This is a genomic window from Patescibacteria group bacterium (assembly GCA_016784145.1).
Classification (GTDB): Bacteria; Patescibacteriota; Patescibacteriia; order UBA2591; family UBA6264; genus BS150m-G65.
This window is the reverse complement of record JADHVF010000001.1, coordinates 84,564-109,112: the sequence shown is the minus strand read 5'-3', so window position 1 is coordinate 109,112 and position 24,549 is coordinate 84,564. Positions and strand designations below refer to the sequence as shown.

Below are 24,549 nucleotides of genomic sequence, written 5' to 3'. Positions count from 1 at the left end.
ATATTAAAGAATAATATTTGCTGTTAAAAAATATATTATAATGCTTGAAATATCTTGTATTGTTGTTGTGAATGGGCCCGCACTAAGAGCTGGGTCAAATTTGAATCTATTTAAAAGATAAGGAAGCACTAAAGATAAAACAGCTCCCCATAAAATGGTCAGTAGCATAGCTATGCCAAGAGCTAAAGCTAAATTAAATGAATCACCAACAAAAAATACAACCAAAAAAAGAAGTGAGCTTAAAAAGATTGCTAAAGAAAAACTTATTTTTATATGTTTTAAATAATATTTTAATAATGGCAATTTAGAAGTCATGGCCATGTCTCTCACAAAAAGAACTCTTGTTTGAGATCCAACTGCTCCACTCATATAAACAATGATAGGAATAAACATTGCTAAAATTAGATTTTCCTCCAATGATTCTTTAAAAAATCCAATTATTGCAGCTGAAAGTAGTCCACCACCAAGTCCTATAATTAACCATGGTATTCTTTGTTTTATTAAAGCAATTAAAGAAACACTTAAAATGTTACTTAAATGCGAACCAGGAGCATATATACCAGCTATGTGTAATAAATCTTCTCCATATTCTTTATCTAATATCTTTAAAATTTTATCACTTGGAACAATCCCTAATAAAACTTGGTTTTTGTCAACAACCGGGATTGACTTTATATTATTTTTAAGAGCCAACCAAACCACATCCTCTTGATCTGTTTTAGGAGAAACCGAAATAAGATTTTTAATCATTATGTCTTTGGCTTGCTTGCTATTTGGCTCTTTAAATATTTTTTTTATTGAAAAAACACCAACTAATTTTTTATTATAATCCACTACATAAATATAATTTATTGTATCTATGTATTTATTCTTAATTTTATCTGCTAGTTGATTTTTTATCTTCTCAATACTATCTCCTGGACTAACAATTGGGATTAACTTTATCATTTTTCGCCCAGCCATATCTTTCCCCCACTTATATTTAATGGTTTTGGCAATGATTTTTTCTGATATTATTTTAATTTTATTATTCATTTGATTTAATTTTATAAAGTGTTATCGCCTTGACAAAAATAAAGCCAAGGCGATTTCTGCTTAAAAGCAAAACTCTGCTATTTGAGAATAAAAAGGATTTTAAAAGACCCTTTTTATGCTTTTCCTAAAATTCTGTACATTCCAGTACCACATTTTGGGCATTTTCCTTTTAATGCCTTTCTTTTGTTCTTCATTGTAACTTCTTTGGCCTCTGCTATTTCTCTTTTTGCTTTACATTTTACGCAATAACCTTCCATAAATTTAAAAATTAGTTTATTATTTATGACTATATTATAACATATATTTTCTATTCTTTCAATAGGTTTATAAGGATATTTTTTTCAAATTCAAAATTTCCTACAAAATCTGCTTTAACCGGGTCTGAACGGTCGAATTTTTGTAACAACGGATTTACTGCTTGTCCATATTTTTTCATTCCATAATCAAGATGGCAACCTGTTGAAGTTCCTGTTGTGCCAACAAAAGCAACTATTTGTCCTTGTTTGACTTTAGTACCATATTTTATTCCTTTGGCAAAATTAGAAAGATGAGAGTATCTTGTTTGATAAACTCCATTATGTCTTACTTCAACCGTATAACCATAAACATAATTTTTCCAACCCGCGAATGTAATTATGCCATCCCCGGGAACATACACAGGCGTACCACAAGAGGCAGCATAATCAATTGAAGTATGAGTTGTATATACTCCCCAAACAGGATGCATTCGCTTATAACTGAATCCTGAACTAATATACCTATAGTTTATAGGCGAACGAAGAAATTGTCTACGCAAATTATGACCATTTATATCATAATAATCCCAACTTCCTTCAGGGTCTTTATAATATAAGGCCGTATGAACATTATTTTGATTATTATAACTAGCAATTAATATTTTTCCAGGAGACACTTCTTGTCCATCTAAAAAGCGTTTTTCATATAAAAATTCAAACACATCTCCTTGTTTGACTTCCATGCCAAAATCAATGTCCCATGCAAAAATATCAGCCATTTCCATTATGGTTTTGTCTTTAAGTCCGGCAGTTTGTCCGGCAAGATAAAAAGATTCGTCTACAATGCCTCTCACTTTTGTTAGTTTAATGTCATATTCTCTTTTAATTTTTTTTACTATTATATCTAAATTAGTATTTTCTATTAAAATATAATTATTTTCATTTATATTATAGACCATTTTTACAAATTCATTTGTTTTGAAATCAAAAAATGACTGAATAGAATTTCCAGCCATTATGCTGGCAAAATCATAAACATTGTTTGAATTATTTATAATTTGATGAATTCGTTCATTAGTTATGCCTAATTCTTCTGCTAGTAGTGAAAACACATCTCCTGACTGCACTATATATTCTTTGATAATAAATTCTGGTTGTGTTTGCCTCTCAGCAACATTAGGAATGTTTAATAAATTATCCGACTGATTATTTGGTAAAACATGTTTTGTTTGATTATTGTTTTTAGAATTGTTTTGAGCTATAACAATATTTTTTAAAAAAAAGTTACCAAATAATAAAAATGATAAAATACCGAAAACAATGAGCCAGTAATAAATCTTAGTTAAATCAGATTGTTTAATTTTAGAAATATATTCCATGTTTTTATATTATCAAAAATACATTATTTTTTCAACATACAAAGCTTGACAAAATATTTAAATATGCTATTGTTATAATACTTAAGAAATTATACAAAAAAAATGGAGGTTTTTAAGGTCTATGCTTATCCTTTATTGAATATCTCTCTGCTTTTGAAAAATCTTGGATAAAGATTTTGGGCAGTTTCTGCTATCCTCCTTAATAAGCGTAAGCAAGACCATAAAAGGGCTAGAAAATTCTAGCCCTTTTTTTATATACTTAAATTATTTTTAATAAAGTATTCTTACTTGTTTGCTTGTCTGTGCGCTGAAATCATTTGTTTAATACTATTTCTGCCTTCTTTTATATATGTCTGCGCTTGGCTAACAAACCCTCTACCTTTTAAAAATAGATTATTAGCCTCTGACAAGTTTGATATTGACGAAAATGTACTTTTAGCTGAGGTTGCTTTTACTTTTGCTAAATTAATTTTCTCATTAAGAACATTTGGAATTGCTTCTATGGCTGAAACATCTTTACCAGCTTGTTTTAATTTTTCTATTCTGCTTGAAATTTTAGTTGAAATTAATTCACTTTTTTTAATAAGAAAACTGATTCTTGATGCCATGATTTGACCAGTAATTTTTTTCATCTTTACACGATGCTCTTTCCAGTAATCTTTTACTTCTTTTGCTTTGACTTTTACTTGTTCTTGGGTTGCTTCATCTATATTGTCAACCATTGAATTTAGCCATGAAATATCTGAATCTAACTCAGTAATTATATTATTTTTTTCTTGGTCTTCTATGCTTTTATCATTAGAGACCCAGTCATTGATTGATTCTGTTTTTTTTATTAATACTAATATTGTCTTTTTTAAATAATCCCTAGCACTGTCTTCAAGCACTGCTTTGTTTTCTTTATTTTTGAAGCTCTTGAATTTCCCCCTGGCATCTAAAAATTGTTTTTTTGTATTCTTAAATGCATCTACTTCTTGCTTGTAACTACTTTTAATGCTTTTATATTTTAATATAGGTTTTTTGCTTTTAGCGGTTGGAGATTCGAGCATAATAGTACGGGCTTTTATTTGTTGTTTGGTCTTTAAATCACCTGCCTGAGCCAATGTGGCTGAAACTAAAATGCTAGACAAAATAGTACCAATTATAGCAATAATAAAAGTGCTTTTGATGTTTTTATTTTTCATAAAAATATTTTTATTTTTTTATTTTATTATTTTATTCAAAAATGTTAACTAATTCATCATCAAGAGATTCTAAAGCACTATCATCCCCTAAATCTTCTTCGATTTGTTCAAGTTCATTTAAAAATGAATCTATTTCTCCTGTAAGAGATTCTTCAATGTCCTCTAAATTAGCTTCCAATGTTTCTGCTCCACTAATTTTTTCTCCAAAAGGATCAAGTAATGCGTCTTTGTTGGTTGGGTCAACCAACAATTCCTCTGAATCTGTTTTAATTATTTCTTGTTTTTCAGTCGCATCAATTAATGCTTCTTCTGTAAGATTTTTGGTTGTGGTCTGAGAAATCATGCCAACAACAATTATTATTAACACAATGATTGCGATTAATAAATAAAGATACTTTTTTTCCATATTTTTTTAGATTAATTTCTTAAATGTAATTAATTATACACAGGTTAAATTATAACACTTTTTTTTACTAAAAAACAATTTTTAATCTATATTTTTATCTGTATTTACATTAATATCTTTATTCTCCCATTCTTGAGATTGTTTAATCAAAAAATCATTTATATTTGTTTTTACTAGATATACTTCATCTTGGTTGGGCCATCTTAAATAAACAGAATTGTATTCAACTCCTTTTTTCCCAGTCAAAAAACTTATTATATTATCTTCCTGGATTATAATAATTTCTTTACCCAAGTCATTCCCAAGCAAAAATTCTTTATGATTGCTTGGATTTTTTGAAACAATTTTATCTACTTTTATATTTTTTAAACTATTCAAAAAATTATTTACAATTTCCTTGTCTGCTTGAAAGCCATTCACTGACCATAAATCATCGTCTTTTTCTAAAAGAATTTCATCTTCATCAATTGATTTTATTCTTATTTTTTCAATTAAATTCAAATTTATGCCTACTAAAAAATTTGTGTCAATTTTTGTTTTATTGTTTGTATTTCTATTTTCAATAAAAGGATAAAGAACAATTAGCCCCAGCAAAAGAAATATAACAGCAAATGTAATTATTAATTTTTTAGACATAATTTATTGTTTTGTTTAAGACAAATAAGTTAGTTGTTGCTTGTTGCGTCTTTTTAATAAATAAGTAAACCCAATTATAAAAGGGATTATGATACTAATTGATAAATTAATATATTTAATTAATTTTGGTTGATTTTGATTTTGAAATAAAAGTTTATTATTATTTTTTTGTTTTATTTTTATACCAGCCAATGATATCTCTTGACTTAGCCATGAAGATGATTCAAGCGCAAAAGCGCTGTTTTGAATACTTCCCTGAATATGAGCATTAGAAAGAAAGTCAGAATCTGGAACCACTATAATCCTGCCTAAATTTGATTTTAATTGCTTTGGTTCTAAAGCAATTATTAAATCTTGTTTAGCTAAATTATCCTTAGGAAAAGTTTGGTCAGGAGCTATATTATAATTTTCTTTTATAGACCCGGCTGACTGACTTGTAGTAAATAAAACCATTGGATTAAATCCTTGTTCCAATGCCTTTGTTTCATTTACCTTTAAAGAACTGGTCCAAGGCAAAACAATATTAGAGATTCTATTAGTGATTGGAATATTGTCTAATGGTAATCCCCTAACCCATAATGGGTATGGTAAACTATAGCTAAAAAATCCTCCACCAAAAGAAACCATCTCGTTTGACTGCAAATCATAAACCAAATCATTATTTAATGTTATCCCGTAATTATCTTTTAGCCATAATATCAAATTGGTCTCATTTTTGTTAATCTGCTGTGCCTGAGGATTTATAAAAACGCCGTCCAATAAAACCATAATCGCTCCTTTGTTTTTAACATAGTTATCAAGCCCTTGCAAAACTGATTCATCAATTTGCTCTGACACTCCCGGAATAATTAACAAGTTAGTATTACTTGGAACTTCTGGTGTTTCAAGATTAATTTCAAAACTACTAACTTCAAATTGTTGTTCAAGTTCTTGTCTTATTAAGCTAAAGTCTTCTATTTTTTTTGACCCATAACCATCAAAAAAAACAATTTTCTTTTTATTTTTATTTGTTAATTTAGTTATAAATTTAGTTAAATTATATTCCAAATCTCTTGTATCTTGAACAAATGGTATTGTTTCGTATTTTGAACCATAAGAAACCACAATTCCTAATGTTCCTTTTTTTATTTTTAATTCCTCTTGTTCAATAACATTAAATTGCATTTCATTAACTCCATATGACCTCATTTCATTAACAACCGCTGGATTAACTGTTGGATTTTTTAAATCAACCTGAATATTCCCTTTTGCTAGTTTTTTATAATCATTTAAAGTATATTTTATTTCATTCATAACTGGCTTAACACGAGCAGGCAAATCTTTTGATACATATAATGTGATATTAACAATATCATCTAAATCTTTCAGTGTGTTTTTGGTTGTGGTTGTTAATGTAAAAATTTTATCTTGAGTTAAATCAATTCTACCAGGCAAGCGAGCACCAATAATATTTGTAAAGATGACTATGCCAATAAATAATAAAATACCTGTTTTATATGTCCTGTATCTCTTGGCTTGATTGCTATATTTGTTCTTCATTAGACGCAAATAAGCCAAAGCTGAAAATAACGATACAAAAGATATAAAATACCAGACATCTCTAAAATCAATAACTCCACGAGACATTGAAGTAAAGTGGGTTAGAACAGACAATTCTCCTGTAATATTTGCCAACCAATAAGGCAAACTAGCTGTAATAATGTCAAATCCAATAATTATAATAAAAAAACTTGATATAGCAGAAATTAAAAATGATGAAATTTGATTGTCAAAATAACTTGAAACAAATATACCTAAACTTATTAAAACACCTGCTAAAAATACTGCTGCTAAATATTGTGTTACAAATGCTCCCCAATCAAAATTTCCCAAAGTAGAAAAGCTAGCTGCTATGGGAATAAAAAATGATAAACTTATTGTTACAAAAATTAAAGATGATAAAAGCTTTCCAATAATAAGGTCTATTTCTTTTAAAGGTTTTGTTAAAAGGAACTCAAGAGTTGATTGATTTTTTTCTTGCGAGATTGAGCCCATGGTAATAGCTGGTATAAATAAAAGAAACAGCCATGGCAATAAAAAAAATAAAGATTGCAAAGAACTTTGTCCAATAAGAAATGCTTGTTTGAAAAATAAAAACTCGGCCATAAATAAAAAAGCAGCCACAATAACATAAGCAGTTGGATTATTAAAATAAGCTGATAACTCTTTTTTTATAATTGTTAAGATATTTTTTTTATTCATAATTTATTTAATCTTTTCTCGAAGTAAGAATTCTAAATACATCTTCAAGTTGTTTTTCTTGAGGATACATTTTCCAAATAGTCCAATTATATGTGCGAGATAATTTAGAAATTTGAGGTTCTACAACCCTGTCTTGTCTCACTATTATTTTAGCAGCCAAAACATCCTTATTTGATTGTAATAAATCAAATTCTTGAACATCATCCAATCTTTCAATATGTTTTTGAACATCATTTCCTTGAATTTTAACAACAATGATGTTTTCTGGTTGAGTTGACCTAGCAATATCTTCTGGAGAACCATCGCTTATTATTCTCCCTTTATTTATAACAATCAAACGACTACAAACAGCTGAAGCCTCTTGCATAACATGAGTACTCAAAATAACAGTTCTATCTTTTGCTAAATTTTTTATCAATTCTCTAATTTCAATTCTTTGATTAGGGTCCAACCCTTCGGTTGGTTCATCTAAAATAATAACTTTTGGTTTTCCCAAAAGTGCCAAGGCAATCCCAACTCTTTGTTTATACCCCTTAGACAACTCCTTAATTGGTCTGTAATAAATTTCTGAAATACCAGTTGCATTAACTATAAATTCAATTGATTTTTTTAATTTTGTTTTTTTTATATTTTGTAATTTTCCAGTAAAATTAACCATCTCCGATACAAGCATATCTCCATATAGTGGATTATTTTCAGGCAAATATCCAATCAATTTACGAGCATTGATTGGATCTTTGTTTACTGAAATGCCAACAATTTTAACATCTCCTCTGTCCGGAGATAAAAAGCCTGTGATAATTCTCATCGTAGTTGTTTTACCAGCTCCATTTGGTCCTAAAAATCCTACCACTTCTCCTTTATTTATATCAAAAGAAACATTATCAACCGCTAAAATATGTCCGAATTTTTTTGTTAGTTTATTAACTTCAATCATAATAATATTATAAAAAAATATTAAATTTTGTCAAATAAATTTCTGTGGAGTATGTTTATAATAAAAAGGTCGCTGAGGACAGAAGAACGCATTATGGCTAAAACATGCGCATTCTTGGATTAAAGAAGGAAAAGAAAACCTCTAATCCCCAGCGACAAAATTGTCCGCTCCTTTTTATATTATTTTATAAAGAAAATCCCATATATGCTAAATATGCCCCAAGCACCATCATAAAGACCACCATTGCTTGCAAGATACTGTCTTTTTTTTGAAGCTTGTGAATCATTTTAACTGTATATTTTGGACAAGCAAGCCTGACTATTCCCTTAATTAAAGCTAGCCAGCCAATAAGAGTAATTATAACTCTCCATATACCGCCATACCAGAAATCATGTCCAACTACCATGCAAAGCCCGAGCACTAATGAAAGGTAGCCAGATAAAACCATTGCTTCTTCATTGGCTATTGCTTTAAAGATTATTTTAAAGTTTTTTTTGTAAAAGAAAAATAACAGACCCATTATTACAAATAAAAGTCCAATTACTTTTGCCAGAAAAATAGATAATGCCATAAGATTAAAAATTAATACTAATTATATAAATTAATTATAACACATAAATAATCAAAATCCAGTCTTTTTTATTAAAAAAATTTAAAATATCTAAACTCGGGGGCAGGGACTCGAACCCCGATTCTTAGGACCAGAACCTAATGTCCTGCCATTAGACGACCCCCGAACAATATATTTATTCTATTTCTAATTTTTTACCAGTTATAAAAATATGAGAAAAATTCTCGAAATAATTACTCCTCTAATTATTTCTAATAAAAAATCACTCATATTATATTTTTAATTACAAATTTTTAAAACTGCTAATTCTAAAGGCAATTGTGCGATTTCATTGTATCTGAATTGCACTTTTGCTTTGATAAACTCTTCTATAAATAAAATTAAATCATTTAATTCAACTTCTTTGGCAAGTTTAGTCATTTTTTTGAAAAATTGTTCATCATATTTCCAAAAAACACTCTGTTTTACAGTGCCAATTTTTATAAGCATAATTCTTCTTAAAAACTCAATCAATTCTGTATTAAATTGTTCAACATTCATTCCTTTATCTATAAAATCATTAATCATTTTAATTGCACGAGCATCATTTTTTTTAAATATTACAGATGAAAACTCAAATAACAATCCTGATTGAGCCAACGGAATTACTAATTCTGCTTGTTTGGCTGTTATTTTTTTAGTATCAATAGCTAATACCTGATTTAATAAACTTTCAGCATCCCTGACACATCCTTCACTTCTAATAGCAATTGATTCTAATACTTGAGGATTAACTCTAATTTTTTCTGCTTTAACAATTTTAGCTAATCTTTTAATAATTTCATCAATAGAAACTTTTGCCAAGTCAAATCTCTGACATCTTGAAATAATTGTATCAGGTAGTTTAAAAATTTCCGTGGTTGCCAAAATAAAAATAACATTAGCAGGTGGTTCTTCTAATGTTTTTAACAAGGCATTAAAAGCTGACTTGCTAAGCATATGACATTCATCAATAATAAATATTTTATATTTTCCAGCGGATGGCGGAATACGACTAATTGAAATAATATTTTCCCTAACATTATCAACTCCTGTATGTGAAGCTGCATCAAGCTCTATTAAATCAAGAAATCTTGCTTGAGTGATGTTTTGACAATTTGAGCATTTATTGCATGGTTCTGATTCTCCCTTTTTTCTTGTTTGACAATTTACTGCTTTAGCGATTAAGCGAGAAATGGTTGTTTTTCCTAGCCCTCTTGGGCCTGTAAATAAATAAGCATGAGCTATTTTATCTTGTTTTATTTGCCCTTGTAAAATCTCAATAATATTGGCTTGTCCAATCACATCTTTAAATTTTTGTGGTCGATATTTTCTATAAATAACCATAATTTTATTCAAGTTCTTTTAATTTATTAACCCTGTCTGCTATTTCTCTTTCTATTATGGTTCTGTCTTTGCCATATTTAAGCCGGGAAATTTTAGCAATGGCTTCAGCCATGGCTGGATTAGCATCTCCAACCCCTGGAATATCATCAAATGGTACCGTGGCCATGCTAAAACCAGGGGGATTAGCATTATCAATCAACAGTTTAGTATAAGTTGTATATTTTGGCATATTCAAGAAATCACTGTCACTAAAAACAGGCGCAAACTCTTTTGTTAAGGCCTCTGCATCATCAACTCCAATTCTAAAAGCAACTTTTGTCCCCACATTACCGAAAATAGCATCTTTAAATTTAGTATCCCCTGCCTTTACTAACTGGCCTATGTATTGATGGGCAATGGTTAAACATAAACGATATTTTCTAGCTTCTGATAAAATCGTTTCCATGCTATCAGTTAAAAAATTTTGAAACTCATCAATGTATAAATAAAAATCATTCCTTTCTTCTTCTGGGATGCCCCCTCTTCCCAGGGCAGCCATTAAAAGTTTGGCGATTAAAATCATGCCTAATAAATAAGCATTATTATCCCCTATCTTCCCTTTTGACAATTTTACTAAAATAATTTTTTTATTATTCATGGCTTCACTAAAATTTAAACTACTTTTTTGTTGTGAAATAATGGGCCTCATAAAATCATTAGCAATAAAAGGGGTTAGTTTACTAGAAATATACGGAACCATGTTTTGTAAAGAAGCCTCTCCACCAGCTTTAAGAGCTTGTTTTTCCCAAAAATCCTTAACAACTTCTGTCTTGCATTTTGCTAATTTCATTTTTCTAAATTCTTCATCAGCCAAAACTCTTGGGACCTCTAATAAGGTTGAGCCTGATTCAGGGTCATCCATTATTAGTAAACATGCATTTTTAAAATATTGTTCAAACATTGGCCCCCCGGTTGCTTTTAAATCATATAGTTTGTCAAAAATATTCATTACTTCATTAACAACAAATGTTTTTTGTTCAGGAGTATCATATTCAAGCAAGTTAAGTGCTAAAGGTCTCTCAATATCAGCCGGGTCAAATAAAATAACATCTTCTGCCCGTTGTTTAGGGATTCTTTCCAAAAGATGGTCAATTGCGTCTCCGTGCGGGTCAATAAAACAAGCCCCTTCCCCATTAACAATATCTTGCATGCATAGTCCTTCAATAAACCATGATTTACCTACTCCTGTCATGCCAATAACATACATATGTCTTCTTCTGTCCCCTCTTTTAATTCTAATTGGTGTTTTCTCCCCCCTAAAAATATTATATCCCAAGAATAATCCTTGCTGAGGAATATTTATTGGTCCCGGGGCTTTTTTTGCTAAAAGCCAATTTATATTTGGAGTCTGTATTTCAGCTGTTGGTAAATGAAAAACACTAGCCATTTCTTCTGCATTAAGCAAACAAGCTCTTTTTCTATCTAGAAATCTGTATATAAAGTCATGAATTGTTTTGGCTTGCTTTTTCTTGTTTGGGAGAAAACCATTACCATATTCATAAGTTGTAAATTGAGCAAATGAATTTATAATATTATTTAAATACATCTCTGCTTTTTGAACTGTCTTTGAAGAAACAATAATTCTAATATTAACATCAAGGCCTGCCTTGCTTGATTTTTCTTCCAATGATTTAATAACCTCTTGATCCATTGGAGAAAGCTTATGTTCTTTGGGTTGTTCTGTTGACTGTTTTACTCCTCCAAACAAGCTTAAAAGATTATTTATCAAAGACATAAAACGACCAGTCATGGCAACTGAAATAGCTTTATCTAACTTTTTGCCTTGTTGCATCTCTCTAGCAACCTTGCTTCCCCAATTGTGCCAACCTTTTTTAGCTGACTGAACTACAAATTGAACACAAGCTGCATCTTCTTTTGGAATTTGACTTAGAGAATTTATTACTGCAATTAAAAGATCGGTTTCTGATTTTAAGTATGTTTTTATAGGAAACATTGAATAATTTTTTAGTTTTAAATAAGAACTTGTTACTTCTCCCTGGGGAATAAAAATATTATAATCAGACACTTGTTCTACATTAGCACTTGGATATTGTGCTTGAATTTGTTGTTCAAAAAATTGTTGAGATTCTTTTGGAATAACAAAATAAAAAGAAATTAAGCCGTCTTTATCAGATACAATTTCAAATGAAAAAGCATCACTTCTACCAAAAAGATATGATTTTATGCCTTTCTGCGCCTTGAGTCCAGCCACAATACTGAAAAAATCTTCCATTGGCTTTAACATTTCTTTAGCTGATTTTTGCTGGTTATCTTTGTTCTTGTCTCCTGAATGTTTTGGAATTGTAATCAATAAAACAATTCTCTCAAAAGAAAACTTAAAAGCACTAATTTTTCTTAAATATTTAATTAAAATAATAAAAATAACCATGCTGGCTATTCCTATTAAAGCTATCCCTATCATGTTAGAAGTAATTGTTATTGTTTCAAACATTTTAATATATTTATTCTTTTTTATACTTGTCAGCAAATTCTAATATTTTTTCTGTTTTAATTTTTGTTTCTTGTTCTAAAAAAAACTTATTAACTCCTGGGATAATTATTAACCATTTTTTAATAAGTCCAATGATTTTATAAATAGCTATTTTGGTTTTTGAAATAATTTCATCAATCTTAAAAGCTGTTTCCTCTCCTTGCTTTTTAAATTCTTTTTTAACATCATTTGGCAATTCATCATAAATCAAGTCCACTCCATCAGCTAAAATGTCTTCAATCTTTTTCAACCTAACTGACTTGTCTACTACTTCAACTGGTTGTTGAGGAACAGTTGGCTGAATTGATTGAATAGGGGTTTGAGGATGTTCTGCTTGAGGAACAGATTCTGATTGTTCATTGGTTTCTGTTTCGGGAATTGGGAAGGATTCTGTTTTAGATGTTTTTAATCCTTCTGGGGCTGGTTTTATAACCGACTCTATTTTTTTTTCCTTATTTAATTCAGGCATAATTAAAATTTAAATCTATTATTATTTTGTCTATCTTTTAAGAGATAGAGCACTAAACAAGTAGACAAAAATATAATCAAAATATTTATAATCCTGTCATCAATTTTTTGTTGAGTTATCTTTATCTCATCAACTTCTTTCCACACGCCAGTGCCAGTTCCATCTAAGTCAGTCAAAACTTTATTTATGCCTGGATTATCAGTTATTCTAATGCCACCTATTTCAATATTTTCTCCTAAAATTTTCCCAGCCACATTTAATCTTGCCTCCCCATTATTTTTATTTGAATTTACTTGTGTTTGCTCATTATTTTTATTAGAAATTAAATTAGAATAATTAAACATCAAAAAAATAGCCACCATTACCACTAAAATCTTGCCAAACTTTTTTGAACTAATTATCATGTTAAATATTATAAAGAATATTATGCTTAAAGTAAATACTCGTCAATCTTGACAAAAAACAATATAATTGATATTATTAAGCCATCTTTAAAATCAATCAACGGAGGAAAAAATGAAACAGAATCAAACAGATTTTGACCTTTTCATAAGAGAAATAATAAAAAATGCCTCTTCTCCAGGAGTTGTAGTAATAATGGCCTTTTTCAGTGGAACTATATTTGGCCTATTTCTCGGCTCATTTCTCAGATTTATGAATTGGTAAGTCTTCTTAAAAAAAAGCCCATATAAAATGGGCTTTTTTATTTTTCTTTTATTTCACAAATATCAGAAGCAAATTTATCTTCATATCCATCTAAACAATCACCGCACTTAAATTTCCCCCAACCCCCTGGCAAACAAATAGTTTCTCTTTTTTGTTGGTCGTAACAAAAATCACTCCTGTCACACCAAAATTTTTCATTATTATCACAAAAGGGCGCATTATTGTCTATGGGTGCATAACAATTAATTAAAAATCCTCCATTGGCTAATTTATTATCATATAAAAAATCTGCCCAATTTTTATTTGAAATTGCAATTGATTTTGGGGGAATTAATTTATTCATATTGTAACATTGAGCTATTTTATTACTTTTTCCGCAAATTTGATTTGGTTTACAATTTTGCCCTGGGAAAATTGACAAATCAAAATATGGACAATCAGCTGGATCTACAACCCATAAACCATTTTTATCAACTATTATTGTGGCTGGTTCTCTAAATATTTTTTGACTTGAAGTAATTGTCCTGTTTTTTAATTCTTTTATTTCTAATACTAATTTATCAATTCTATTATTAATAACATTTTGTTCTGTTGTCATCCTAGAATACATTCCAACAATTAAAACAAGGGCGATTAAGCCAAGTATGCCTGAACTAAAAATTGTTATTTTTATTTTTTTAGGTTGCTTGCTTTTAGATATCAATTTCCCTATTAATACTTTGACTTTTTTTGCTTTCTTTAAAAACATGTTTTAATTATAACAAAAATATTATAATAAAGTAAAGAAAAATCTCCATAAAAATTTTGTGGAGATTTTTTTACCAGAACTCCATATTCTAAAACAAAGAACAATGTTGCGTTAAAAATTACAATAATATCAAATAATCGCTATATTTTCATAACAGCATCTTTTTTTATTATTAAAAAATTCAATGAACTTTTCTTAACATATCACTTTTAAGCCCTTTTGTTAATCTGTTTTAAATATTTTTTGAACTCTTGAATTCCGTATGGATCAAGTCCATTTATATTTTTACTAAAAATATAAGATCGAGCTTGACATTCTTTAATGTTTCCTTCCCGAAATTTCATAAATAAAAAATTATTTTTCCATGCATTTAAAAAATTTTTATTAAAGGTTGGCAAAATATTATTATTATAATACCCAGCTAATTTTAAAAAAGGGCATGGAACCATTTTTCCATCAACATTTATTGTTAATCCAGACAATGTGGCCCTGCATTCATTTCTATCTTTTTCGCACATTAAACAAGAAACAATTGCTGCATTAGTTAACCCAATTTTCGCTTTGTTTTTTAATCTTTGACTAAAAATATCTTGAACAAAATTAAAATATTTGTCTGGATCAAGTATAAGATTTTTTTGACTACAATGAAATGGTTTAAATAAATTAAAATTACAAGGAATGTCTAACGACTTACTATAATCTATTATCTCTTGATAATTATTAATATTATTTTTACTTATTGTTGTAGAAATTTCTACATGTATATTATGTTTTTTTAAATTTTGAAGAACTTTATCAACTTTTTTAAAAACACCTATTCCTCTTATCTTGTCATTAACCATGTGAACGCCTTCCAAACTAACTAAAAATACAATATTTTTGAATTTTGCTAATTTTTTTATGAATTTATTATCTAACAATGTAGCATTAGTTATTATGTTAATTGCAAAATCATAATTATTACACAAATCTAAAATATCCCAAATATTTGGATGTGTAAATAATTCTCCGCCAACCAAACTAATTTCAAAAACATTTTTTTTATATAATATCTTCAAAATTTCTTTGATTTTATTCATGGGCATTATTTTTGAATAATTATCCTGACAACAATGTTTGCATCTTAAATTACATTTGTCTGTAATTTGTAATTCAATTGCAATCGGTGCATCCATAAGCTCTTTGTCAAGAATTGGATAACCTCCTTGAGATGGAGTGGCTAACTCTTTTTTTACTTGTTTTAAAAAATCAGAAATTTTATTTTTCTGATTTTTATTATTCTTTTTTTTATTTAATTTTTTTACAATTTCTCCAATGCTTAAATTTTTGTTAAAAAAATAAATTATAAAAAATTTTGTACTTTTTTAGTTAAACCTTGAACTTTATTTTTTATTGATTTTCTATGTTTACTATAATCTGATAAATATTTGACCTTTTTATCTGCTACCAAATAAAATTTATCTGGATTTATTTTTTCTAAAAAATAACGGTCATGAGAAGACATTATAATTGTCCCTTCATAATTTTTTAACGCAATTTCTATTGCTTTCATTGTTCTAATATCAAGATAATTTGTTGGTTCATCTAAAATTAAAACATTCGCTTTTTTTACTGAAAACTTTGCTAAAATTAACTTTGTTCTTTCTCCTGGACTTAAATTTTTGATTTTTTTATCTATATAATCAGATTGAAATTCAAAATGATTTAATATACGATGGATTTCATCATCCCTTATATTAGAATTTTTTTTAATATAAGAAAAAATTGTCTGATCTAACGGCAAATCTTCATGATTTTGCATAAAATTACCAACATTTAATTGCTTGCCTATTTCTATTTTTCCTGATATTGGTTTAATTTTTTGAGCTATTGTTTTAAGCAATGTACTTTTACCAGCTCCATTATCTCCAACAAAAACAATCTTTTCTCCGTGTTTAATATCTAAATCTATTGGACCCAATGAAAACCCATCTTTGTAGCCAACTTTAAGTTGATCTAATTGAATTGAATTTTTTGTGCTTATTTCTTTAAATTCTATTTTTATTTGTAATTCTTTTTCTTGAAATGGTTGTTTCGTTGTTTCTTTTATTCTTTTAATTTGCCTGTCAATAGCTTTTGCTCCGCTCCCCATTTTTGAAGAACGATCTCTTTGGTGCCCGCGCAAATATTTATCCTTGTCTTTAGTAGATTGGCCAGATCCTTGTATTGCCCATTGTTTTTTCTTTTTAGCAATTTTTTCTAAATTACTAATTTTTTTTTGTCCTTTTTTATATTCATTTTTTTCTCTTTCATTTTTTTTTTGTTTTCTTTCTAAAAATTCAGAATAACTACCAGATTGTTCAATAATATTTTTTTTATAAGAATCTATTTCAATTGTTCCTCCTATAATATTATCTAAAAATATTTTATCATGCGAAACAACCAAACAAGCCATATCACTTTGTTTAATAAAGTTTTCTAGCCAAATAATTGATTGTAAGTCCAAATTACTTGTTGGTTCATCTAACAATAACATGTCTGGGCTTCTTAACAAAGCTCCGACAAACATCAATTTAGATTTCTCTCCTCCACTTAGCTCTTCTACTTTTTTATCTAAATATTTCTCTAGTCCAAATCCTGATAGGATTATCTCTGCAATTGATTCAAAGTCATATCCATTTAATCTTTCATACTGTTCCTGTAATTTTCCGTATTCTTTTAATTTTTTTTTATCTGCTAGATCCTCTGCTAATTCTTTCATTGTTTTTTCTATCTGCATTATATGTGTTATTTTTTTTAAATAATCTAAAATATTTAAATTTAAATCATTTTTAATTGATAGTTCTTGTGGCAAATATTCTATTTTCATATTATTTGTCTCAATTCTCCCAAAATCTGAATTTTCTTCCCCTGCCATTATTTTTAATAAAGTACTTTTGCCGGACCCGTTATTTCCAACAAGAGCTTTTTTTTGTTTTTTAGCCATGGTAAAATTAATATCTTTAAAAAGATCTTTATTATTAAAAGATTTTGATATTTTTTCTACTCTTAAAACCTTTGTTTTGATTTTTTCCTTTTTCAAGATATTAAATTCAAAATTATTGCTATTGGCTATCATATAAAATGATTTTGATTTATTATATATTCTTAACATATCACTTTTAAGCCCTCTTGTCAATAAAAATTTATTTTGACAAAATTTATTTTTTGTGATAAGATAAATTTATATACATGCTTATGTAATATAAGTTACTTACAACAAAAAAAGGAGTAAAAAATGCCTCGGGAAAAAACAGAGATAGAAAAAATCAAAAAAGACGTGGAAACAATTCAAGCCATGCTTAATCTTTGGCAAATACCAAAGGAATTAAAAACAAGCAATAACGACGAATTGATTCCCATCTTAATCGTAGAAATAGAAAGTTCAGACGAAACTAATGATGAAGTGCTTGATACATTTGAATTTGTAGAAAAGCATATTGGCTGGACTGATGAAATATGCAAAATAAGAGGTCAATGCATTGATTGTGCTGACCCCGGCATAATGAGGCGCGGACACAGATCAAGTTGCATTAATTGTAATCAACCAGATCTAGGCATGCAAGCAGTTAATTAAATAATTAACCGTAAAATAAAAAGCCCTGTTAAAAAACAGGGCTTTTTTTTGTCACTTATCCCATTGAAAAGCACCCCATTAAGAAGCAAGGCCTATCAATGTTGTTATGGTATGTGTCTGACAAAAAGTTATCCACAATCAAATTACTTGATTATATAATTGTTTGATTATATAATTATAATACCTATACCATGGGTATAGGTATTTTAATAAATATTTTAATAAAAAATTATGACCAATGAAAAAAAGAAAGTCCTTGTTAATTTTAAAAAGGTTCAAGGCCTAATGACAAAAATTAATAGTATGATAGAAAACAAGGAATATTGCATTAACATTATGCAACAAAATTTAGCTGCTATTGGACTATTAAAATCAGCTCATCAAAAATTAATGGAAAACCATCTTAAAACTTGTTTTAAGAAAGCAATGGGGACAAGTAACGAAAAACTAAAAACACAAATGACAAAAGAAGTCCTTGGTGTTACTAAATTATTTAATAAATAAAATATATGTCAAAAAAATATTTATCATTTATTATTATTGCTATTGTAGTAATAATAGGAGGAATAATGATCATTCAATCAAGAGGAAACAAAATTGAAAGAAATAAACAAAACAATTCAGTAGCTTATCAATGTGAAATCAATAAAATGATTTTTTATTATCTTGACACTTGTGGCTGGTGTCAAAAAGTAAAAGATGAAGGGACTATTTCAGAATTAGAATCATTCGGAGTAAAAGTTGAGCAAATCAATGCTAATACTGGACAAGTTCGACATCAATTCAGGACAGTTCCGACTTTTGTAATAAATGAAAAACTATATAGTGGATACAAAAAACTACCTGAATTAAAAGAATTATTAAAATGTTCAACAAATCAACCAACTTTTTCACAAAACACAATCCCTTTTAAAGCATCTATGAAATTGCCTAATATTAAGTTTAATGGAGAAAATGGACAAAATCTTTCGTTATTAAGCAATAAAGTAATCTTAAATGCAAGTGATATTGATGTTGATGGATTTCATTATTACAATACAGAACTTCCTAATGGAAAAGTCGTTTATTATTTTGTTGTTAAAGACAAAAATGGTGTTTATAGGGCAGCTGCCAATGCCTGCCAAGTTTGTTTTGATGCTAGATTAGGATTTAAAAAAGAGGGTGATTTTATGACTTGTGATGCTTGTGGAAATAAATATCCTTTAGCTAAAATTGCAACTGAAAAGGGTGGTTGTAATCCAGCGCCAATCAATCCAAACTTAAAAAACGAGAATGGAAAAATAAAAATTACTCTATCAGAGCTCGAAAAAATTGCTAACCTTTTTTAAATAAATATATGAAAAAATTTATTATAGTTTTTTTAATAGTTTTAACTAGTATTTTTATTAGAAAAACTTTAATTAATAATACTAATTCATCTTGTCAAATTATTAAAGGAGAGTGTGATTTAATAAATCAATAATTAAAATGAACAATAAATTAAAAACAATTTTTTTATCTATAATCTCTTTTCTTACAGGCGGATTAGGCATCATCGGCCTACTGGGGTGGTGTTGTACCTTAACAGGAGCAGCTATTTTATCTTTTCTTGGAATTGCTTCTTTTAGTGCCTGGTTAGTATCTTATAATAAATTACTTATAATCATATCAATAATTTTTTTGATATTGGCAATTTATTCATATATTAAATTTAAACAAACAAAAACTTGTAATAATAAAAACAACACTTGCAAATAGTTTTGCTTGAAACTCCTCAGAGGCTGAGCCTCTCAAAAATAAAATAATAAATAATAAAATAATAAAAAAAACATGCTTAAAAAAATCAAAATCAAAATCAAAGGAACTCATTGTCAAAGTTGCAAGACATTGATTGAAACAGAAGTTGATATTTTAAAAGGAGTTAAAGATATTACAGTTGACCATGTTACTGGAAAAACTGAAATAGAATTTGATGACAACCAAATATCTCAACGAAAAATTTTTGCTAAAATTGAAAAATTAAAATATAAGGTTGAAAAGATTAAAAAAACAAAAGCACAAGTAAATAAAAAGAAGAAGATGTTAATTGCTTCTGGATTATTTATTTTACTAATCATTGTTTATGTTTTAATTAAAAATTCTGGTGCACTTGAATTACTAGCTAAATTAAATGAAGCCAAAATAAGTTATTGGCTTATTTTTTTAATTGGCATCTTGGTTAGCTTTCATTGTGTTGGTATGTGTGGAGGATTAGTAGTTGCTTATACGGCCAGACATCATGCCAAGGGAGATAAACAAACAAAAGCTTCTTGGCCCCATATTCAATACAATCTTGGAAGAACAATATCTTATACAATGGTTGGCGGAATTTTAGGTGGATTGGGATCATTTTTTGCCATCAACCCTACTTTTACAGGCAGTGTTATCTTAATAGCTGGTATTTTTATGATTTTAATGGGATTATCTTTTATTACCAGTATGTCCTGGTTTGAAAAAATCAAACTTAAAATGCCATCTTTTATGGGAAAATTTCTTTACTCACAAAGACATACTAGAAAACCAAAGGGACCTTTTATCATTGGTTTACTTAATGGCCTTATGCCTTGTGGACCATTGCAAGCAATGCAAATATATGCCCTAGCATCTGGGAGCATTGTCAGAGGAGCTCTTTCAATGGGAATATATGCATTAGGAACAGTGCCATTAATGTTTGGTTTTGGTAATTTTATTTCTTTAATTAGTAAAGATAAAATTAAACAAGTAATGAAAATATCAGGAATTGTAGTGATAATACTTGGATTATTTATGATTAACAGAGGTTTGACTAATTTTGGATATGGCTTTAGGGAATTTGTGCCACGAGAATCAAGTGCCCAAACAGAGTTTATAGTAACTGGCGATGTTAAGGAATATCAAACAGTTAATATGGCAATTAAATACAGAGGATATGATCCAAATGTTATATATATTAAAAAAGGCGTTCCTGTTAGATGGATTATTACTGCAAAAGAAATGACCAGATGCACTGATGAAATCATTCTGCATGATGGATATAATATAAGAAAAAAATTAAAACAAGGTAAAAATATTATTGAATTTACACCAACCAAAGTTGGTGAAATTAAGTTTTCTTGCTGGATGCAAATGGTTTGGGGCAAATTTATTGTCACTGATGAAAACAAACAACCGTCAAGAGAAACTATCTACAAAGAATCACTTAATTTACCTGAAGGAAGTTGTGGAGGCACTACTGGAAGCAGTGGCTCATGTGGCGGAGATTGTGGCATCCCAAGTTGTGGTTGTGGTTCTATAATTAGGGCATATTAATTAAAAAAAATAAAATTATGGAAAAAAAAGAAATATTAAAAATAAAAGGCATGCATTGCGCTTCTTGTTCAACAATTATTGAAAATAAACTAAAAAAAACAGAGGGAGTAAATTCAATTAATGTAAATTTTGCCAATGAAAAGGCTTATTTAGATTTTGATATCAATAAAATCAACCTCAAACAAATAACTAAAATTATTAATAACCTAGGATATAAAATTCAGTCAAAAGAGGAAGTAAACACCAATGATTATTCCTCCTCTCTAAAAAAACGCCTTATTTTTAGCTTTATATTTGGGCTACCTGTTGTTTATATGTCTATGGGGAAAATGATTGGTCTGCCAATCCCCTATTTTATAGAAACAAATACTCATATAATCGAATTTATTTTTGCCTCTGTTGTTATTGGATTTTCTATTAAAATATGGACAAATGGAATTAAAAATTTATTACAACTCAAACCAAATATGGATTCATTGGTTTTTATTGGAACCCTATCTGCTTATGTTTATAGTTTAGCAATTTCTTTATCATTGATATTTGGCTATAAAACCATCATACAAGATTTATATTATGAAAGCGCTGTCTTTATTTTAATTTTTATTAATTTAGGAAAATATCTTGAAGCCATTACAAAGGGAAAAACTAGCCAAGCAATTAAAAAATTAATTGGGCTTCAGCCAAAGCAGGCAATAATTTTAAAAGACAATCAAGAAGTAAAAATAGACGTATCAGAAGTAAAAGTAAATGATATTATTTTAATTAAGCCAGGAGCAAAAATTCCAGTTGATGGAATTATTATTGATGGCTATTCAAGCGTTGATGAAAAAATGATTACCGGAGAAAGTATTCCAGTTGAAAAAAATATTAATGAGCAAGTTATTGGAGGAACCATCAACAAAACAGGTTTTTTAAAATTTAAAGCAACTAAAATTGGAAAAGATACTATGTTATCTCAAATTATTGAAACCGTAGAGAAAGCCATGGGGTCTAAACCGCCAATTCAACTTTTGGCTGATAAAACTGCTCTTTATTTTGTGCCAGCTGTTATTTTTATAGCCATCATAGCGTTAACAACCTGGTTATTATTAGGTAAATCATTTGCTTTTGCCTTAACAGCTTTTGTGGCTGTTCTTATCATTGCCTGCCCCTGCGCTTTAGGGTTAGCCACTCCAACCGCCATAATGGTTGGAACTGGATTAGCAGCCAAATATGGCATTTTAATTAAAAGCAGTCAGGCACTAGAAAAAGCCAAAAATGTTGATTTTATAATTTTTGACAAAACAGGCACATTAACAAAAGGAGAACCAACTGTCACTGATATAATTAAAATAACCCAAAACACAAATGAACAAACCATACTACAATTAGCAGCTTCAATTGAAAAGTATTCAGAACATCCTTTAGCACAAGCAATCATTAACAAAGCTAAAGAGAAGCAAATAAATTTACTTGAAGCTAAAAACTTTCAAGCAATTTTAGGAAAAGGAATAAAGGCAGATATAAATAATCAAACAATATTATTGGGTAAACCAGCTCTAATAAAAGAAAATCAAATTAATATTGATTTGATTGAAAAAAAACTACAAAACTTAGAAGCAAGCGGAAAAACCTGTGTAATATTAAGTGTTGATAAAAAAATCCATGGAATTATCGCTATTGCCGATACATTAAAAGAATATTCTCAATTAGCAATTGCTAAACTTCATAAATTAAACAAAAAAACAGGCATTATTACAGGAGATAATATTATGGTTGGGCAAGCAATTGCTAAACAGCTTGGCATGGATAAAGTTTTAGCAGATGTCCTGCCTTCAGATAAAGCAGCTGAAATAGCCAAACTACAAAAACAAGGATACAAGGTGTGCATGGTCGGGGATGGTATTAATGATGCTCCTGCTTTAGCCCAGGCTGACATTGGTATTGCACTTGGATCTGGCAGTGACATTGCCGTGGAAACAGGAGAAATAGTATTAATTAAAGACGATTTGCGAGATGTTGTAACAGCCATTGATTTAAGTAAATATACCCTTAAAAAAATAAAACAAAATCTTTTTTGGGCATTTTTTTATAATACAATTAGTATTCCAGTTGCTGCTGGAGCTTTTTACTCTATGACTCAATCACTGCTATCCCCTAGTATTGCAGCTGGAGCCATGGCTTTTTCTTCTGTTAGCGTTATTTCTAACGCCTTGCTAATGAAAAGATATAAACCATTAATTAAATAAACATTGACAATATATATATTAAAATAAATTTTATTAACATTGACCAATTCATTAAAATCTAAAAAGTAAAAAAAACAAAAAAACAAGCGCGTAATCCATTTTAATGACATCACAATAACAAAAAGCCCTGTTAAAAAACAGGGCTTTTTTCTTTAATCATCTTGCTAATAGGCCTTGTCTCAATAAATTGATTGTCATGGCCTCTCTTTCACAAAGAATTATTTATCAATTTCACTTAATACTTGTCTTAAATAGTCCTCTATTTTTACTATATCTTTATTTTCTAGTAAAACAAATTTTCTTTTGAGAATTTTTGCGCTTCTATTTGTCTTGTCATTAATTAAAATATTAAAATATTCTGAATGATTTTTGTCTAGAGTCAATCTATTGTCATGAATATTATTAACAATCTCCATTGCCTCTTTGTCTGTTAATTTTTCAGGAATACTTTCTCTGTCAAAATTTTCAAATATTTTCTTCATATTCATAATAATAGCAAAAATACTAAAAAAAGCAAGGACTTTGTAATATCTTGACAAAAACACTAAAAAATGATATCTTAATGCATAGTACATCAAAATAAAAAAGGAGATGATTATGGAAACTCCAGGGATTCACTCTCTAGAAATGGCCCTAAAAATTAAAGGGCTAATAGAGTTAATCAATGAAAAAAAGAGATTTATGAAAAAAATAATCACTTATTTTTCAAGACACCCAGATAATAATCTAGCCCTAAAGTGCATCCTTTTAATAACAGAAGATGGTATCTTTGAAGACCTGAATAAGAAAGAACTATTATTAATTTCTGAAGCACTTAAAAATGTACCAGAAAAAGTTCTAGCAATGAAAGATAACCACTATAATATTACCACTAACAAGCATGTCCAGGTCTGTATTTGGAAGGAAATAAAAAACCTACACAAAATTCCTGATCAAGATATTAAAAGGATTGATAAGGTGATTCTTTGCTAATAAATCTCTCATCAAAAAGCCCTGTTAAAAAACAGGGCTTTTCTT

Annotated in this window: 24 protein-coding genes and 1 tRNA gene; 7 read left to right on the top strand and 18 right to left on the bottom strand. The window is 28.7% G+C overall.

What is annotated here, in order from left to right; genetic code table 11:
* Nucleotides 1-3: 3 nt before the first annotated feature.
* The 17 genes from ISS06_00565 to ISS06_00485 form a co-directional block, all read right to left on the bottom strand.
* Complete coding sequence (locus tag ISS06_00565; protein MBL7053681.1) at nt 4-1,035, bottom strand: magnesium transporter; 1,032 nt, start codon at nt 1,033-1,035, stop codon at nt 4-6.
* 113 nt (nt 1,036-1,148) lie between these two features.
* Nucleotides 1,149-1,292 (bottom strand): hypothetical protein, encoded by a 144-nt coding sequence (locus tag ISS06_00560; protein MBL7053680.1) that lies wholly within the window; start codon nt 1,290-1,292, stop codon nt 1,149-1,151.
* 50 nt (nt 1,293-1,342) lie between these two features.
* Nucleotides 1,343-2,650 (bottom strand): M23 family metallopeptidase, encoded by a 1,308-nt coding sequence (locus ISS06_00555; GenBank protein MBL7053679.1) that lies wholly within the window; start codon nt 2,648-2,650, stop codon nt 1,343-1,345.
* Between the two features lie 284 nt (nt 2,651-2,934).
* Entirely contained in the window at nt 2,935-3,834 is a 900-nt protein-coding gene (locus ISS06_00550) for a hypothetical protein (protein ID MBL7053678.1), read from the bottom strand.
* A gap of 31 nt (nt 3,835-3,865) precedes the next feature.
* Nucleotides 3,866-4,240: a hypothetical protein gene (locus ISS06_00545; protein ID MBL7053677.1), complete on the bottom strand. Its 375-nt coding sequence runs from the start codon at nt 4,238-4,240 to the stop codon at nt 3,866-3,868.
* An 81-nt stretch (nt 4,241-4,321) separates the two neighbouring features.
* The gene (locus tag ISS06_00540) at nt 4,322-4,876 is read right to left on the bottom strand and encodes a DUF4340 domain-containing protein (protein MBL7053676.1); all 555 of its coding nucleotides are present in this window, start codon (nt 4,874-4,876) and stop codon (nt 4,322-4,324) included.
* A gap of 15 nt (nt 4,877-4,891) precedes the next feature.
* A complete protein-coding gene (locus ISS06_00535; GenBank protein ID MBL7053675.1) occupies nt 4,892-7,117 on the bottom strand; it encodes a Gldg family protein in 2,226 nt (741 codons plus the stop codon).
* A 7-nt stretch (nt 7,118-7,124) separates the two neighbouring features.
* Nucleotides 7,125-8,054 (bottom strand): ATP-binding cassette domain-containing protein, encoded by a 930-nt coding sequence (locus ISS06_00530; protein MBL7053674.1) that lies wholly within the window; start codon nt 8,052-8,054, stop codon nt 7,125-7,127.
* A 184-nt stretch (nt 8,055-8,238) separates the two neighbouring features.
* A complete protein-coding gene (locus ISS06_00525; GenBank protein MBL7053673.1) occupies nt 8,239-8,625 on the bottom strand; it encodes a hypothetical protein in 387 nt (128 codons plus the stop codon).
* Nucleotides 8,626-8,720: 95 nt separating this feature from the next.
* A tRNA-Gln gene (locus tag ISS06_00520) sits at nt 8,721-8,791 on the bottom strand.
* Between the two features lie 113 nt (nt 8,792-8,904).
* Complete coding sequence (gene dnaX / locus ISS06_00515; GenBank protein MBL7053672.1) at nt 8,905-10,002, bottom strand: DNA polymerase III subunit gamma/tau; 1,098 nt, start codon at nt 10,000-10,002, stop codon at nt 8,905-8,907.
* Nucleotides 9,995-12,481 carry a type IV secretion system DNA-binding domain-containing protein gene (locus ISS06_00510; protein MBL7053671.1) on the bottom strand — a complete coding sequence of 829 codons (2,487 nt, stop codon included), beginning with the start codon at nt 12,479-12,481 and terminating at the stop codon, nt 9,995-9,997. Before ISS06_00510 ends, dnaX begins: the two co-directional genes overlap by 8 nt.
* 10 nt (nt 12,482-12,491) lie before the next feature.
* On the bottom strand, nt 12,492-12,989 hold the full coding sequence (locus tag ISS06_00505; protein ID MBL7053670.1) for a hypothetical protein: 498 nt from the start codon (nt 12,987-12,989) through the stop codon (nt 12,492-12,494).
* Nucleotides 12,990-12,991: 2 nt separating this feature from the next.
* A complete protein-coding gene (locus tag ISS06_00500) occupies nt 12,992-13,393 on the bottom strand; it encodes a hypothetical protein (GenBank protein ID MBL7053669.1) in 402 nt (133 codons plus the stop codon).
* A gap of 299 nt (nt 13,394-13,692) precedes the next feature.
* Complete coding sequence (locus ISS06_00495) at nt 13,693-14,403, bottom strand: hypothetical protein (GenBank protein ID MBL7053668.1); 711 nt, start codon at nt 14,401-14,403, stop codon at nt 13,693-13,695.
* 209 nt (nt 14,404-14,612) lie between these two features.
* Nucleotides 14,613-15,578 carry a radical SAM protein gene (locus ISS06_00490; GenBank protein ID MBL7053667.1) on the bottom strand — a complete coding sequence of 322 codons (966 nt, stop codon included), beginning with the start codon at nt 15,576-15,578 and terminating at the stop codon, nt 14,613-14,615.
* 167 nt (nt 15,579-15,745) lie between these two features.
* Complete coding sequence (locus ISS06_00485) at nt 15,746-17,536, bottom strand: ABC-F family ATP-binding cassette domain-containing protein (GenBank protein ID MBL7053666.1); 1,791 nt, start codon at nt 17,534-17,536, stop codon at nt 15,746-15,748.
* A 123-nt stretch (nt 17,537-17,659) separates the two neighbouring features.
* Here ISS06_00485 and ISS06_00480 point away from each other — a divergent pair, with 123 nt between their 5' ends.
* From ISS06_00480 to cadA, 6 genes are all read left to right on the top strand, one after another.
* Nucleotides 17,660-17,998, top strand: a complete 339-nt coding sequence (locus ISS06_00480) for a hypothetical protein (GenBank protein MBL7053665.1) — start codon at nt 17,660-17,662, stop codon at nt 17,996-17,998.
* Nucleotides 17,999-18,229: 231 nt separating this feature from the next.
* The gene (locus tag ISS06_00475; GenBank protein MBL7053664.1) at nt 18,230-18,502 is read left to right on the top strand and encodes a metal-sensing transcriptional repressor; all 273 of its coding nucleotides are present in this window, start codon (nt 18,230-18,232) and stop codon (nt 18,500-18,502) included.
* 5 nt (nt 18,503-18,507) lie between these two features.
* Complete coding sequence (locus tag ISS06_00470) at nt 18,508-19,326, top strand: DUF2318 domain-containing protein (GenBank protein MBL7053663.1); 819 nt, start codon at nt 18,508-18,510, stop codon at nt 19,324-19,326.
* A gap of 139 nt (nt 19,327-19,465) precedes the next feature.
* Nucleotides 19,466-19,735, top strand: coding sequence for a hypothetical protein (locus tag ISS06_00465; protein MBL7053662.1), 270 nt, complete (start codon nt 19,466-19,468; stop codon nt 19,733-19,735).
* Between the two features lie 72 nt (nt 19,736-19,807).
* A complete protein-coding gene (locus ISS06_00460) occupies nt 19,808-21,304 on the top strand; it encodes a sulfite exporter TauE/SafE family protein (protein MBL7053661.1) in 1,497 nt (498 codons plus the stop codon).
* A 17-nt stretch (nt 21,305-21,321) separates the two neighbouring features.
* Complete coding sequence (gene cadA, locus ISS06_00455; protein MBL7053660.1) at nt 21,322-23,532, top strand: cadmium-translocating P-type ATPase; 2,211 nt, start codon at nt 21,322-21,324, stop codon at nt 23,530-23,532.
* A 218-nt stretch (nt 23,533-23,750) separates the two neighbouring features.
* Here the strand turns inward: cadA and ISS06_00450 are convergent, their stop codons facing one another.
* Nucleotides 23,751-24,014, bottom strand: a complete 264-nt coding sequence (locus tag ISS06_00450; protein ID MBL7053659.1) for a hypothetical protein — start codon at nt 24,012-24,014, stop codon at nt 23,751-23,753.
* Nucleotides 24,015-24,129: 115 nt separating this feature from the next.
* On the opposite strand from ISS06_00450, the gene ISS06_00445 reads away from it, so the two are divergent.
* On the top strand, nt 24,130-24,504 hold the full coding sequence (locus tag ISS06_00445; GenBank protein MBL7053658.1) for a hypothetical protein: 375 nt from the start codon (nt 24,130-24,132) through the stop codon (nt 24,502-24,504).
* Nucleotides 24,505-24,549: the final 45 nt, after the last annotated feature.

Coding starts and splice junctions, on each gene's coding strand:
- ISS06_00565 (MBL7053681.1), bottom strand. CDS start 1,035: ATGAATAATAAAATTAAAATAATATCAGAAAAAATCATTGCCAAAACC.
- ISS06_00560 (MBL7053680.1), bottom strand. CDS start 1,292: ATGGAAGGTTATTGCGTAAAATGTAAAGCAAAAAGAGAAATAGCAGAG.
- ISS06_00555 (MBL7053679.1), bottom strand. CDS start 2,650: ATGGAATATATTTCTAAAATTAAACAATCTGATTTAACTAAGATTTAT.
- ISS06_00550 (MBL7053678.1), bottom strand. CDS start 3,834: ATGAAAAATAAAAACATCAAAAGCACTTTTATTATTGCTATAATTGGT.
- ISS06_00545 (MBL7053677.1), bottom strand. CDS start 4,240: ATGGAAAAAAAGTATCTTTATTTATTAATCGCAATCATTGTGTTAATA.
- ISS06_00540 (MBL7053676.1), bottom strand. CDS start 4,876: ATGTCTAAAAAATTAATAATTACATTTGCTGTTATATTTCTTTTGCTG.
- ISS06_00535 (MBL7053675.1), bottom strand. CDS start 7,117: ATGAATAAAAAAAATATCTTAACAATTATAAAAAAAGAGTTATCAGCT.
- ISS06_00530 (MBL7053674.1), bottom strand. CDS start 8,054: ATGATTGAAGTTAATAAACTAACAAAAAAATTCGGACATATTTTAGCG.
- ISS06_00525 (MBL7053673.1), bottom strand. CDS start 8,625: ATGGCATTATCTATTTTTCTGGCAAAAGTAATTGGACTTTTATTTGTA.
- ISS06_00510 (MBL7053671.1), bottom strand. CDS start 12,481: ATGTTTGAAACAATAACAATTACTTCTAACATGATAGGGATAGCTTTA.
- ISS06_00505 (MBL7053670.1), bottom strand. CDS start 12,989: ATGCCTGAATTAAATAAGGAAAAAAAAATAGAGTCGGTTATAAAACCA.
- ISS06_00500 (MBL7053669.1), bottom strand. CDS start 13,393: ATGATAATTAGTTCAAAAAAGTTTGGCAAGATTTTAGTGGTAATGGTG.
- ISS06_00495 (MBL7053668.1), bottom strand. CDS start 14,403: ATGTTTTTAAAGAAAGCAAAAAAAGTCAAAGTATTAATAGGGAAATTG.
- ISS06_00490 (MBL7053667.1), bottom strand. CDS start 15,578: ATGGATGCACCGATTGCAATTGAATTACAAATTACAGACAAATGTAAT.
- ISS06_00485 (MBL7053666.1), bottom strand. CDS start 17,536: ATGTTAAGAATATATAATAAATCAAAATCATTTTATATGATAGCCAAT.
- ISS06_00480 (MBL7053665.1), top strand. CDS start 17,660: ATGCCTCGGGAAAAAACAGAGATAGAAAAAATCAAAAAAGACGTGGAA.
- ISS06_00475 (MBL7053664.1), top strand. CDS start 18,230: ATGACCAATGAAAAAAAGAAAGTCCTTGTTAATTTTAAAAAGGTTCAA.
- ISS06_00470 (MBL7053663.1), top strand. CDS start 18,508: ATGTCAAAAAAATATTTATCATTTATTATTATTGCTATTGTAGTAATA.
- ISS06_00465 (MBL7053662.1), top strand. CDS start 19,466: ATGAACAATAAATTAAAAACAATTTTTTTATCTATAATCTCTTTTCTT.
- ISS06_00460 (MBL7053661.1), top strand. CDS start 19,808: ATGCTTAAAAAAATCAAAATCAAAATCAAAGGAACTCATTGTCAAAGT.
- cadA (MBL7053660.1), top strand. CDS start 21,322: ATGGAAAAAAAAGAAATATTAAAAATAAAAGGCATGCATTGCGCTTCT.
- ISS06_00450 (MBL7053659.1), bottom strand. CDS start 24,014: ATGAAGAAAATATTTGAAAATTTTGACAGAGAAAGTATTCCTGAAAAA.
- ISS06_00445 (MBL7053658.1), top strand. CDS start 24,130: ATGGAAACTCCAGGGATTCACTCTCTAGAAATGGCCCTAAAAATTAAA.